Below are 13,424 nucleotides of genomic sequence, written 5' to 3' on the forward strand. Positions count from 1 at the left end.
AGCGTTCCGTTTGAGAAGGGATGCGGTCTGTTACAGGGACGGCATTTTTGAAAAAGGTCGTCTGAAAACGGGCAAATGGTTTTGCCGACGCTTTTCAGACGACCTTGGGTCAGAATCAGGCGAATGCCTGCAATTCAGGGTTGATGTCTGTTTGCGCGACGTTGTTGACGTAGTTGCACAAAGTCGCCAAGGCAACGCCCATTACGACTTCGACAGCCTGCTGCTGGTTGTAGCCTGCGTCGAAGAAGGCTTTGAGTTCGGCATCGGATACCGCGCCTTTTTTCGCCATCACGGCTTGGGTAAACGCAGCGAGCGCGCCCAGTTTGGCATCGTCAAATTCGCCTACCGCCAATGCGCGCGAGGCTTTGATGGATTGTTCGGACAGGAGTTTTTTCAGGGTTGCCAGTTTGGTGTGGCCTGCCACGCAGAAACCGCATTCGTTGGTGCGGGCGGCGATGATTTGGATGACTTCGACTTCACCGGGAGTCAGACTGTTGGCGGCGTTCAATTTGCCGACTTCTTGATAAAACGCCAACGCTTCAGGCGCGTTTGCCAATACGCCGATGAGGTTGGGGATAAAGCCATTGTTTTTCAGCGCGGCTTCGACGCGGGGTTTTGCTGCTTCGGGAGCGGTTTCGACGGTGTGTACAGTTAAGCGTGCCATATTTATACCTTTGTTTTCAGTGTATTGAACGGAATGTGGCATACTACTCCGATTGGCGTTTTTCGGGAAAGACTGATTGGTTATGTGCTGCAAACCAAAAGTTATAAGCAAAAAGGTCGTCTGAAAACCGAATGCAGTTTTCAGACGACCTTTCATTCACTTATACCATCCCGACCTTATCATTCAGCCCAGTTTTTCTTCTTACTGGTCTTACCTATGCCCGGATTGAAGCTGTTGGTCGGATCGAGTTTGCGGTAGAACTGCTTGAGCGCAGGTTTGGCCTCGTACAAATGTCCGACGTTGTGTTCGGCAGGATATTGCGCGCCGCGTTGGTCTAAGAGATGCAGCATTTCGTGTTCCAATGCCATGCAGTCGTTGCCTTTTTTGATGATGTAATCCTGATGGAAAACGTGGCACATGAAATGTCCGTAGTAGAGCTTGTGTATGATTTTATTGTCGATTTCCTGCGGCAGTTTTTCAAACCAGTCGCGGTCGTCGCGGCGCAGGGCGATGTCCAGCGCGACCAAATCTTCCACTTCGTCGTCATGCACGGCGCGGTAGCGGATGGCGGCGGAAGCGACGGCAAAACGGTGCAGCATGGCGGCTTGGGTTTCTTCGGCGTTGCATTCGAAAAACGCGCCGCCGTGGTGTGCAAAATACTCTTTCAGGAACGCGCGCGCTTCATCGACGCCTTTTCCGCCCATTTTCAAAATTAGATGGTGTTCGTATTTGTCGCGGTAATCGCGCATGGATTTGGGCAGGTGGTCGGGCAGGTATTTGCTGACGAACTGCATGACCTTATCGGAAAAATGTTTGGGAAGAAAGCTGACTTTTTTGCCGAATCTGTCAACTTTGGCTTTGAAATCAAATAATTTCGGCAGTTGGTGCGTACCGAATTTTTTGATGACGTAGAACGTGTCTTTGCCGTACACGTCGGCAATATCGAAAGCATCGCGATGGATGTATTCGCCAGAAACGGGCAGGCTTTCAAATTCGCCCAAGGCGGCGCGGCGGATGTCGGTCAATTCATTAATATCGTTGGTGCCGATGTAGAACACGGCAGTTTGCTTTTCTTGCGGGAAAGTGTCCAAACGGACAGCAAAAACCATCAGTTTGCCTGCGCAACCGGATGCTTCGTAATGGCGCGCCGGGTCGGCATTGAAACGCGCGGCGGTCGGCTCGTCCACTTGACGAACATGGTCGCAATAGGCGTGGTCGTGTCCTTTGCCTGCGTCTTGCGTGATGTCTTTTCTTTGATAGTGATGGCCTTGAAGATTGGTCAGGATTTCTTCGGGCGTGTCGCCCAAATCTATGCCCAAATGGTTAACCAACTCCAGTTTGCCCTCTTCGTTGATTTGTGCGAACAGCGCCATTTCTGTGTAGGCAGGGCCGCGCTGCACCAATGCGCCGCCTGAGTTGTTGCACACGCCGCCCAAAACGGACGCGCCGATGCAGGATGAACCAATGACCGAATGCGGTTCGCGCCCCAAAGGTTTCAGCAGCAATTCGAGTTGGTTCAGGGTCGAGCCAGGCAGGCAGACGACTTGTTCGTTGTTGTTGATGGTTTGGATGATGTTCATCCGCATGGTGTTCACAATCACGATGTCGCGGTCGTAATCGTTGCCATCGGGGGTCGAGCCGCCTGTCAAACCGGTATTCGCCGCCTGCGTAATCACAATCACATCTGCTTCAACACATGCCTGCAAAATTTTCCACATCTCCAGAATGGTTCCGGGGCGCACCACCGCCAATGCCCTACCCTCGCCGAAACGGTAGCCTTGGCGGTATTGTTCAGTTTTCGCGGGGTCGGTGATGATGTATTTTTCGCCGACGGTTTGGGTCAGGCTGCTGATTAATTGCGAGGCGGTCATGGCACTCTCCTAAATAGTCTGTTTATATTACTTCGGACATCGAAATCGAAACATTGTAGTAATGCCCAAGGGTAAAGTAAAGGTCGTCTGAAAACGAAATCCGGCTGGAAAACAGGCATCGTAAGCCTATTGAAGCCAAGTTCCGCCTTTTCAGACGACCTTTTGCCTTTTCAGCGCAAACTTTGTGGAGAATCAAATATGACATGGATGGCAGCTTGTCAGTAAAAATGTTTTAAAACATAATGACCCGGCCTCTTATCAATATAGTGGATTAACTTTAAATCAGGACAAGGTGACGAAGCCGCAGACAGTACAAATAGTACGGAACCGATTCACTTGGTGCTTCAGCACCTTAGAGAATCGTTCTCTTTGAGCTAAGGCGAGGCAACGCCGTACTGGTTTAAAGTTAATCCACTATAAAAAAATGCTTCACAACAATAACATCACTCTTCAGAAAGCCGCGCCTTTCTATTCTTCCAACTAAAATCTCAAGCGCGTCTTGACTGATGGCACGTTACTAAAACCGGCTGAAAACAGAAGTTTTGCCACCATTCCCGCCGCCATTCCGTTCCTGTTCGGCAGCATCGGGGCGGGTTGGGTATTCGTCTGCTTCACGGCGATGATGGTGTTGCAGCTCGTTTTCGTGATGACGATGATGCCGGAAACCAAAGGCGTGCCTTTGGAGGAATTGTCCAAATCGCTGATTAAAGAGGATTCTTAAATCGATATGAACGAAAAGGTCGTCTGAAATTTTCAGACGACCTTTTTCCCATCCCGAGTTCTGCAAAAGCAAAAACACCGAAGACCAATCGATCTTCGGTGTTTTTTAATAGGGTGGCGAGCCAGACCCCCGGCACTGGCTCATCAGAGTGGGCTGCTGGCTTCCGCCCCTGACCCGTTGTTCCGAATTACCATGCGGGGAGACCCGCCGTAAGAGAATGGCATTATAACTGTTTTACGGGAAAACTCAAGCGCGCCGGCGTCAAAGGTCGTCTGAAAAGTTTGTTTGCGGTAAAATTGTCAACAATATCCGCTTTTTTAAAAATCATTCCTATTGAAACATTTTTCACCTTCGACGTTGAAAAACATCGAAATTTAAACTACATTAACACTTTCTACCAAGTTGTCTGATTGGCTCGAAAATCGTTTTATAGTGGATTAACTTTAAACCAGTACGGCGTTGCCTCGCCTTGCCGTACTATCTGTACTGTCTGCAGCTTCGTCGCCTTGTTCTGATTTAAATTTAATCCACTATAACTTCGTTGAAGCTGCGCTTTCAGACGACCTTTTTCCTAAAAACACAGCGAAATCATGCCGCAGTTTTCCGCAGTTTCGCCGTACCAATAATCATACGGACACACCGCCACCATGACCACGACTACCGCCCCGCAGCGTATTCGGGAAATTCCCTACAACTATACTTCCTACACCGACCGCGAAATCGTCATCCGCCTGTTGGGCGATGAGGCGTGGCAAATCCTGCAGGACTTGCGCGGACAGCGCAGGACGGGGCGTTCGGCGCGGATGCTGTTTGAAGTGTTGGGCGATATTTGGGTGGTCGTGCGCAATCCGTATCTGGTCGATGATTTGCTGGAACATCCGAAACGCCGCGCCGCGCTGGTGCGGGAAATGCGCCACCGTTTGAACGAAATCCGCAAACGCCGCGACGACAATCCGCAAGTCGATGTATTGGTGGCGGCGGCAGAAAAGGCGGTTGAGCGTTTTGACGGCAGTTTTGACGAAACACGCCAAAAGCGGCGGCAGATTTTGGAGCGTTTGAGCAAAATCACCAAGCCGCACAATATTATGTTTGACGGGCTGGCGCGGGTAACGCACGTTACCGATGCGACCGACTGGCGCGTCGAATATCCGTTTGTGGTCGTCAATCCCGACACGGAGGCGGAAGTCGCGCCTTTGGTGCGCGCCTTAATTGAGCTGGATTTGGTCATTATCCCGCGCGGCGGCGGCACGGGTTATACCGGCGGCGCCGTGCCTTTGGATGCAAACAGCGCGGTCATCAATACGGAAAAGCTGGACAAGCATCGCGGCGTCGAATTTGTCGAACTGGCGGGTTTGGACGGCAAACATCCGATTATCCATTGCGGCGCGGGCGTGGTCACGCGGCGGGTGGAAGAAACCGCGCATCAGGCGGGTTTGGTGTTCGCCGTCGATCCGACTTCCGCCGATGCTTCCTGCGTGGGCGGCAATGTGGCGATGAACGCGGGTGGCAAAAAAGCCGTGCTGTGGGGGACGGCGTTGGACAACCTTGCCTACTGGCAGATGGTCAACCCGCAGGGTGAATGGCTGCGCATCGAGCGCGTGCGCCACAATTTCGGCAAAATCCATGACGAAGAAACCGCCGTGTTCGACGTTCACACGCTGGATTCAGACGGCATTAATGTCGTTAAAACCGAACGCTTGGAAATCCCCGGCCACAAATTCCGCAAAGTCGGTTTGGGCAAAGACGTTACCGACAAATTCTTGAGCGGTCTGCCCGGCGTGCAGAAAGAAGGCACGGACGGCATCATCACCAGCGTCGCTTTCGTGTTGCACAAAATGCCGAAATACACGCGCACCGTATGTATGGAGTTTTTCGGCACGGTCGCCACCGCCACGCCTTCTATCGTCGAAATCCGCGATTTCCTGCTCGCCCACGACAGCGTGCGGCTGGCGGGTTTGGAGCATTTGGACTGGCGTTATGTCCGCGCCGTCGGTTACGCCACCAAAGCGGCAGGCAAGGGGCGGCCGAAAATGGTCTTGCTGGCGGACGTGGTTTCAGACGACGAAGCCGCCGTAGAGGCAGCCGCCGAACACATCTGCAAACTTGCCCGCGCCCGCGACGGCGAAGGCTTTATCGCTGTGTCGCCCGAAGCGCGCAAAACCTTCTGGCTCGACCGCAGCCGCACCGCCGCCATCGCCAAACACACCAACGCCTTTAAAATCAACGAAGACGTGGTGATTCCGCTGGAGCGGCTGGGCGAGTATTCGGACGGTATCGAACGCATCAACATCGAGCTTTCCATTCAAAACAAACTCACCTTGTGCGCCGCATTGGAGCAATATCTGTCGGGCAAACTCCCTATCGACAAAATGGGCACGGACCTGCCGACCGCCGAACTTTTAGGCGAACGCGGCAAACACGCCCTTGCCCACGTTTCCGCCGTCAAAGAACGTTGGGACTGGTTGCTCGCCCATCTGGACACGCCGCTTGCTGACTACAAATCCCGCTACGGCGCAGCCGTCCATGCCGCGCCCGAAGCCAAAGACGACGAGAGCTGTTTCACCGCATTCCGTGATTTCCGCCTGCGCGTGTCCGTCAAAGACGACGTAATGAAACCGCTCGCCGAAATCTTCAGCGGCAAAACCGACACCAAAATCATCGAAGGCTTGGGCAAAATCCACGCCAAAACCGTACGCGGTCGCGTCTTCGTCGCACTGCACATGCACGCCGGCGACGGCAACGTTCATACCAACATCCCCGTCAATTCAGACGACGCCCAAATGCTTCAGACCGCCTACCGCTCGGTCGAACGCATCATGAAACTCGCCCGCTCGCTCGGCGGCGTGATTTCGGGCGAACACGGCATCGGCATTACCAAGCTCGAATTTTTGACCGATGAAGATTTGCAGCCGTTTTGGGACTATAAAAAACAAGTCGATCCAAAACACACCTTCAACCGTCACAAACTGATGAAAGGCTCGGACTTACGCAACGCCTACACGCCGTCGTTCGAGCTGTTGGGCGCGGAATCGCTGATTATGGAAAAATCAGACCTCGGCACCATCGCCGATTCCGTCAAAGACTGCTTGCGCTGCGGCAAATGCAAACCCGTCTGCTCCACCCACGTTCCGCGCGCCAACCTGCTGTACAGCCCGCGCAACAAAATCCTCGGCGTGGGGCTCTTGACCGAAGCCTTCTTATACGAAGAACAAACCCGACGCGGCGTTTCCATCAAACACTTTGAAGAACTCATGGACATCGGCGACCACTGCACCGTGTGCCACCGCTGCGTCAAACCCTGCCCCGTCAACATCGACTTCGGCGACGTAACCGTAGCCATCCGCAACTACCTTGCCGATTCCGGCCACAAACGCTTCGCGCCCGCCGCATCGATGGGCATGGCGTTCCTGAACGCTACCGGCCCGAAAACCATCAAAGTCCTGCGCGCCGCCATGATACAGACCGGCTTCCCCGCGCAGAACTTCGCCTACAAAATCGGCAAACTGCTGCCTGTCGGCACCAAAAAACAAAAAGCCGAACCCAAAGCCACCGTCGGCACCGCTCCGGTCAAAGAACAAATCATCCACTTCATCAACCGTCCTTTGCCCAAAAGCGTGCCCGCCAAAACACCGCGCTCCATGCTCGGCATCGAAGACGACAAAAGCATCCCCATCATCCGCAACCCCGCCGCGCCTGAAGATGCCGAAGCCGTGTTCTACTTCCCCGGCTGTGGTTCCGAACGCCTGTTCAGCCAAATCGGACTCGCCGTTCAAGCCATGCTCTGGCACGTCGGCGTACAAACCGTCCTGCCGCCCGGCTATATGTGTTGCGGCTATCCGCAGGACGCGGGCGGCAACAAGGCAAAAGCCGAACAAATGAGCACCAACAACCGCGTCGCCTTCCACCGCATGGCGAATACCCTCAACTACCTCGACATCAAAACCGTTGTCGTCAGTTGCGGCACCTGCTACGACCAGCTCGAAAAATACCGCTTTGAAGAAATCTTCCCCGGCTGCCGCATCATCGACATCCACGAATACCTGCTCGAAAAAGGCGTGCAACTGAACGGCGTGAAAGGTCAGCAATACCTCTACCACGACCCCTGCCACACGCCCATCAAAACCATGAACGCCACCCAAATGGCAAGCAGCCTCATGGGGCAGAAAGTCGTCTTAAGTGACCGCTGCTGCGGCGAATCCGGCATGTTTGCCGTCAAACGGCCCGACATCGCCACCCAAGTCAAATTCCGCAAACAGGAAGAAATCGAGAAAAACCTCAAAGAGCTGCCGCAAGGCGAACCCGTCAAAATGCTCACCTCCTGCCCCGCCTGCCTGCAAGGTCTGAGCCGCTACGCCGACGACAACGACATGCCCGCCGACTATATCGTCATCGAAATGGCGAAACATATCCTCGGCGAAAATTGGCTGGACGAGTTTGTGAAAAAAGCCAACAACGGCGGCGTGGAGAAAGTGTTGCTGTAAGGTTTGTAAGGTTTTCAGACGACCCCAAAGGTCGTCTGAAAACCTCATTTATTAAATCGGCGGAGATACTTTGGAAGGTTAGAGTGAAGACAGTTTTGATGCGCTAATTTGCCGAAAACAGTTTGACAAATTTCCTATATCTTCCAAGGCTGAAAAGGCGACGGCTCAGAAATTGGCTTTGCCTGTGAACTGTGTTCCCATCTCCTTTCGATTTTCAGACGACCTTTACGTTTGAAACAGATAAAATCCTATTCCTTCTTCAATTCTTTCCGACTATGAAAAAAGGTCGTCTGAAAACTTTGAACTGGCCCCCAAATCTTGGACACTCATAAAAGCCTATTCAGGCGCTCTGTGCAAGCTGGGTTCTGTATGCGACAGGACTCAGCTTTTTCAATTTCAAACTGCAACGCTCCCGGTTGTAGTAATCCATATAGTCATCTATCTGTTTCATCAATTCGTCTACCGTCAATTCTCCTGCGTTATAGAAACACTCCGTCTTCAACACCGCAAAGAAGCTTTCCATCGGCGCATTGTCCCAGCAGTTCGCCTTACGCGACATGCTTTGAACCATGGAATGCTCCGCAAGCAATTCCCTATATCCCGTTGTACGGTACAGCACACCTTGGTCCGAATGAAGCATCGTTCCTTCGCCGGTCAGCCGGGGTGCGGCTTTTTCGAGCATTTCCTTCACCATTTCGCTGTTAGCATTGCGGCTCATGGCGTAGGCGACGATTTCTCGGTTGAACAAGTCCAAGATTGGCGAGAGGTACAGTTTGCCGTCGCTCCCTTTGAGTTCGGTCACGTCGGTCAGCCATTTTTCGTTGGGCTTTTGGGCTTTGAACCGGCGTTTGAGGAGGTGTTCCGATATTTCGCCCATGGCGGGATGGCGGTAGGCTTTTTTCGCCCGTATTTTGGCTTTCAGCCCCATCTGTTTCATCAACCGAGCTGCTTTTTTGCGGTTCTAATCCAATGTTGCGGCAATGCGCCTTTGCCCGTAGCGTCCTTTATGCCGCCGGTAGGTTTCGACAAGGAGGGCTTTGTCGGCTGCGTCGGGGTCGGATCGGTCTTGGTGGTGGTAGTAAAAGCTGCTTTTGGGCAGGTTTGCGATGTGCAGTAGGTATTTGAGCGGGTGCTGCGCCCTCAGTGTTTGGACGGTTTGGCTTTGTCCTTTTCGGTCCGCTTTTGGCTGAGGGCTTTTAACTCCTTTAGGTAGGCGACCTCTGCGCGCATATAGCACAACTCTTCAATAAGCTCTGCCTGTGTTTTTTCGTGGTCGGGTTTGTCGGCGATGAAGGGGTTTTTGCGGTGGTCGGTCATGGTTTTGGATTGTGGATGTTCGAGTGCGCCGATACCGCCTTCCTGATAGGCGCGTATCCGTCGCCGCAGGTGGGTTCGGGAGATGCCGTAATGATCTGCGGTACGCTGTTGGCTGCGTATGTGCAGGTAGTGGAGTACGGCTTGGTATTTGAAGTGTAATGTATATTTGCTCATAAAAAAACTGCACCTTGTGAGTTGGAGGGGATGTGTCCAACTTTTGGGGTGCAGTTCACCTTAAACCAAGATTTTCAGACGACCTTTCTTTATCCAAGGCGGCAAATGTTTGACCAACTTAGCCAAAGTTACCGACGAAACCTACATCCCGCCATAATTCGGTCCGCTTGCGCCTTCAGGGCAAATCCAAGTGATGTTTTGCGTCGGGTCTTTGATGTCGCACGTTTTGCAGTGAACGCAGTTGGCGGCGTTGATTTGCAGGCGCGGACTGCCGTTCTCTTCGACGATTTCATACACACCAGCCGGACAATAGCGCGTTTCGGGCGAAGCGTATTCTTTGTAGTTCACGTCTATCATCGTTTGCGGATTTTTCAGCACCAAATGGTCGGGCTGGTTTTCTTCGTGCGCGAGATTGGCAAGGAAGACGCTGCTCAAACGGTCGAAGGTCAACACGCCGTCGGGTTTCGGATAATCAATCGGCTTGCACGCGGCGGCTTTTTTGAGCTGCTCGTTGTCTTTGCCGTGATGTTTCAAGGTCCACGGAGCCTTGCCTCTGAAAATCATCTGGTCGATGCCGGTATAGATTGAGCCGAGGTAAACGCCCCATTTGAATGACGGACGGACATTACGCGCGGCGTAAAGCTCTTGATACAGCCAGCTTTGTTCAAAACGTTGCTGATAATCCGCCGCCTCTTTACCGCTGTCGAAGCCCTCCACTTCTTCAAGGTTTTCCAACAAGGGGAACACGGCTTCGGCGGCGAGCATGGCGGATTTCATCGCGGTATGGATGCCTTTGATGCGCGGCATATTGAGGAAACCCGCCGCATCGCCGATTAAAACGCCGCCCTTGAACGAGAGCTTCGGCAGGCTTTGCAAACCGCCTTCAATCAGCGAACGTGCGCCGTAAGCGATGCGGCGACCGCCTTCGAAGGTTTTGCGGATTTCGGGATGGGTTTTGAAACGTTGGAACTCTTCAAACGGCGACAGATAAGGGTTTTGATAATCCAAACCGACTACGAAACCGACGGCGACTTTGTTGTCGTCGAAATGATAAACAAACGCGCCGCCGTAGGTTTTGCTGTCCAGCGGCCAGCCCGCGCTGTGTACCACCAAGCCGGGCTGATGTTTTTCAGACGACACTTCCCAAATCTCTTTGATGCCCAAACCGTAAGTTTGCGGCTGGCTGTTTTGGTCGAGTTGGAAACGTTCGATGACTTGTTTGGAAAGCGAACCGCGGCAACCTTCGGCAAACAGGGTTTGCTGCGCCCAAAGCTCCATGCCGGGCTGGAAACTGTCGGTCGGCTCGCCGTCTTTACCCACGCCCATATTGCCGGTTGCAATGCCTTTGACCGAACCGTCTTCGTGATACAGCACTTCGGCGGCGGCAAAGCCCGGATAGATTTCCACGCCCATATTTTCCGCCTGCTCCGCCAACCAGCGCACGACTTCGCCCAAGCTGACGATGTAGTTGCCGTGATTGTTGAAATTCGGGGTAACGGGCAGATTGAACGCTTTTTTCTCCGTCAGGAACAACACTTTGTCCTGCGTTACCGCGCGCGTCAGCGGCGCGCCTTTTTCTTTCCAGTCGGGAATCAGCTCATTCAGCGCAATCGGATCAATGACCGCGCCCGCCAGCGAATGCGCACCCACCTCCGAACCCTTCTCCACCACGCAAACGCTGATTTCGCGCCCGTTTTTTTCGGCAAGCTGCTTCAGTTTGATGGCGGCAGACAAACCCGACGGGCCTGCGCCGACAATCACGACATCGTATTGCATACTGTCGCGGGTGATGGATTCTGTCATGGCGGTTCCTGTATGTTTATTATTGAATTGCAAACTCGTGATTATACAACGGGAACATATAGTTACCAAATACAACAAAGGTCGTCTGAAACCATGTTTTCGGTTTTCAGACGACCTTTTCTTCAAGTCCAACTAAATTTCCACATATTATTCTACATATTGACGCAATACACTTTCCGAGACCTTTGCAAAATTCCCCAAAATCCCCTAAATTCCCACCAAGACATTTAGGGGATTTCTCATGAGCACCTTCTTCCGGCAAACCGCACAAGCCATGATTGCCAAACACATCGACCGCTTCCCACTATTGAAGTTGGATCAAGTGATTGATTGGCAGCCGGTCGAACAGTACCTGAATCGTCAAAGAACCCGTTACCTCCGAGACCACCGCGGCCGTCCCGCCTATTCCCTGTTGTCCATGTTCAAAGCCGTCCTGCTCGGACAATGGCACAGCCTCTCCGATCCCGAACTCGAACACAGCCTCATCACCCGCATCGATTTCAACCTGTTTTGCCGCTTTGACGAACTGAGCATCCCCGATTACAGCACCTTATGCCGCTACCGCAACTGGCTGGCGCAAGACGACACCCTGTCCGAATTGCTGGAACTGATTAACTGCCAACTGACCGAAAAAAACCTAAAAGTAGAGAAAGCATCCGCCGCCGTCATTGACGCCACCATTATTCAAACTGCCGGCAGCAAACAGCGTCAGGCTATAGAAGTCGATGAAGAAGGACAAGTCAGCGGCCAAACCACACCGAGTAAGGACAAAGATGCCCGTTGGACAAAGAAAAACGGCCTCTACAGACTCGGTTACAAACAACATACCCGTACCGATGAGGAAGGCTATATCGAGAAACTGCACATCACCCCCGCCAATACCCATGAGTGTAACCACCTGTTGCCTTTGCTGGAAGGAATAGCCAAAGACACAACCGTCTATGCCGACAAAGGCTACGACAGTGCGGAAAACCGGCAACATCTGAAAGACCATCGGTTGCTGGACGGCATTATGCGCAAAGCCCACCGCAACCGTCCGCTGACGGAAGTGCAAACCAAACGTAACCGATATTTGTCGAAGACCCGTTATGTGGTCGAACAAAGCTTCGGTACGCTGCACCGTAAATTCCGCTACGCCCGGGCAGCCTATTTTGGGCTGATTAAAGTGAGTGCGCAAAGCCATCTGAAGGCGATGTGTTTGAACCTGTTGAAAGCGGCTAACAGGCTAAGTGTGCCTGTTGCCGCCTAAAAGGCGGCCCGGATGCCTGATTATCAGGTATCCGGGGAGGATTAAGGGGGTATTTGGGTAAAATCAGGAGCAATTAGTGGCAGAAACAGCCGAAAACCTGTGTTTGGGTTTCGGCTGTCGGGGAAAGGGCTTTTTTGCAAAGGTCTCTTTCCGAATACCACTCTTCTTCATTTTTTGCCAATATGATAGAGCACACCTTCCTCAAAAAGGGTTTTATCCGATATTTCATCAATAAAAACAAAGCGTCCATATATAGATAGCATTTTATCTATCTTAGTAATATCTGTCAGACACAGAAAAAAATTGCAAGGAATACCGTTCAAATCCTCCAATAAATCGCATTGAAGCCTAAAGTAATCCAATTTCAACTGTTTTTTGTTTTTCTTGATAAATTCTAAATAAGTACGCTTATTGGCAAAATTTTCGGGATACACCCCTTTCTCTTCAGAGAAAGTATAAATCCAATCATATAAAGAAAAATTTTTATCTCCAATATGAAATAAAGTATTTTCATTATATTTTGAAAAACCCCGAATTTCCTTATTGTCCGGGATACTGAGAGTAATAATGAGCGCAGCAGACATAACAAATAAATGCAGCAAATAGAAAAAAGCCTAACCAAACGATGAATTGAGGTAAAACATCGCCCACATGACATCTATTCTTGTCTTTTCCCAAGAATAGACAAGAATGACCAGTATGACTGTCTAATGGATTGGAAATTCAAACTCATCACTAACAAAGGTCGTCTGAAAAAGTTTTCAGACGACCTGTCTGTCTGCAAACCGCTTACATTTCCATGCGGTAAAAACACCGCAAATCCAGCCTCAACCCCGCGCTGATTTGTGCAACGGATACCTTATTTTCCTTTATATGTTTCAAAACAAGCTTGGCAAAGTCTTCTTCGCCTTCCCGATGCCTCAAAAGCACATCAGAAAAAACAAAACTCCCACCGCAAAGCCCGTAAATCCATCTGAGCCACTCCGCCCCTTTTTCCGTCATACACGATTCAGTTTCGCTTCTTTCCGTATAAACACCGCCTTCGCAAAACCTGAAATAGACCCACAAATCAGTATTTTGCGCCACTAGGGCAAACGCTTCGCCACGCATTTTCGCCAGCATGGGGCAAGGGCGGGAAGCAGCA

At 51.7% G+C, this 13,424-nt stretch carries 11 protein-coding genes and 1 other RNA gene; 3 read left to right on the forward strand and 9 right to left on the reverse strand.

What is annotated here, in order from left to right; all coding sequences use genetic code 11:
• Window positions 1–115 precede the first annotated feature (115 nt).
• Together J7445_RS06005 and dld are read right to left on the reverse strand one after the other, a co-directional pair.
• Window positions 116–664: a carboxymuconolactone decarboxylase family protein gene (locus tag J7445_RS06005; protein ID WP_019270161.1), complete on the reverse strand. Its 549-nt coding sequence runs from the start codon at window positions 662–664 to the stop codon at window positions 116–118.
• A gap of 179 nt (window positions 665–843) precedes the next feature.
• Window positions 844–2,535, reverse strand: coding sequence for a D-lactate dehydrogenase (gene dld / locus J7445_RS06010; protein ID WP_209283327.1), 1,692 nt, complete (start codon window positions 2,533–2,535; stop codon window positions 844–846).
• 499 nt (window positions 2,536–3,034) lie between these two features.
• Here dld and J7445_RS06015 point away from each other — a divergent pair, with 499 nt between their 5' ends.
• Window positions 3,035–3,256 (forward strand): MFS transporter, encoded by a 222-nt coding sequence (locus tag J7445_RS06015; protein ID WP_209283328.1) that lies wholly within the window; start codon window positions 3,035–3,037, stop codon window positions 3,254–3,256.
• 112 nt (window positions 3,257–3,368) lie between these two features.
• On the opposite strand, the gene ffs is transcribed toward J7445_RS06015, so the two are convergent.
• Window positions 3,369–3,465, reverse strand: an RNA gene (ffs, locus tag J7445_RS06020) — signal recognition particle sRNA small type.
• Window positions 3,466–3,903: 438 nt separating this feature from the next.
• Between ffs and J7445_RS06025 the strand changes: the two genes are divergently transcribed.
• Window positions 3,904–7,737 (forward strand): DUF3683 domain-containing protein, encoded by a 3,834-nt coding sequence (locus J7445_RS06025; RefSeq protein WP_209283329.1) that lies wholly within the window; start codon window positions 3,904–3,906, stop codon window positions 7,735–7,737.
• A gap of 340 nt (window positions 7,738–8,077) precedes the next feature.
• On the opposite strand, the gene J7445_RS06030 is transcribed toward J7445_RS06025, so the two are convergent.
• From J7445_RS06030 to J7445_RS06045, 4 genes are all read right to left on the reverse strand, one after another.
• Window positions 8,078–8,674 carry an IS3 family transposase gene (locus tag J7445_RS06030; protein ID WP_209283330.1) on the reverse strand — a complete coding sequence of 199 codons (597 nt, stop codon included), beginning with the start codon at window positions 8,672–8,674 and terminating at the stop codon, window positions 8,078–8,080.
• Between the two features lie 24 nt (window positions 8,675–8,698).
• Window positions 8,699–8,974 (reverse strand): hypothetical protein, encoded by a 276-nt coding sequence (locus J7445_RS06035; protein ID WP_209283331.1) that lies wholly within the window; start codon window positions 8,972–8,974, stop codon window positions 8,699–8,701.
• The gene (locus J7445_RS06040) at window positions 8,878–9,228 is read right to left on the reverse strand and encodes a helix-turn-helix domain-containing protein (protein WP_244969532.1); all 351 of its coding nucleotides are present in this window, start codon (window positions 9,226–9,228) and stop codon (window positions 8,878–8,880) included. The genes J7445_RS06035 and J7445_RS06040 overlap by 97 nt, the downstream gene beginning before the upstream one ends.
• Before the next feature lie 141 nt (window positions 9,229–9,369).
• Entirely contained in the window at window positions 9,370–11,031 is a 1,662-nt protein-coding gene (locus J7445_RS06045; RefSeq protein ID WP_209283332.1) for an electron transfer flavoprotein-ubiquinone oxidoreductase, read from the reverse strand.
• A 241-nt stretch (window positions 11,032–11,272) separates the two neighbouring features.
• Between J7445_RS06045 and J7445_RS06050 the strand changes: the two genes are divergently transcribed.
• Window positions 11,273–12,280, forward strand: coding sequence for an IS5 family transposase (locus J7445_RS06050; protein WP_209283333.1), 1,008 nt, complete (start codon window positions 11,273–11,275; stop codon window positions 12,278–12,280).
• Between the two features lie 167 nt (window positions 12,281–12,447).
• On the opposite strand, the gene J7445_RS06055 is transcribed toward J7445_RS06050, so the two are convergent.
• Together J7445_RS06055 and J7445_RS06060 are read right to left on the reverse strand one after the other, a co-directional pair.
• On the reverse strand, window positions 12,448–12,864 hold the full coding sequence (locus tag J7445_RS06055; protein ID WP_019271466.1) for a hypothetical protein: 417 nt from the start codon (window positions 12,862–12,864) through the stop codon (window positions 12,448–12,450).
• Between the two features lie 205 nt (window positions 12,865–13,069).
• On the reverse strand, window positions 13,070–13,402 hold the full coding sequence (locus J7445_RS06060) for a hypothetical protein (protein WP_244969533.1): 333 nt from the start codon (window positions 13,400–13,402) through the stop codon (window positions 13,070–13,072).
• Window positions 13,403–13,424 lie beyond the last annotated feature (22 nt).

The organism is Neisseria sicca (genome assembly GCF_017753665.1).
GTDB lineage: Bacteria > Pseudomonadota > Gammaproteobacteria > Burkholderiales > Neisseriaceae > Neisseria > Neisseria flava.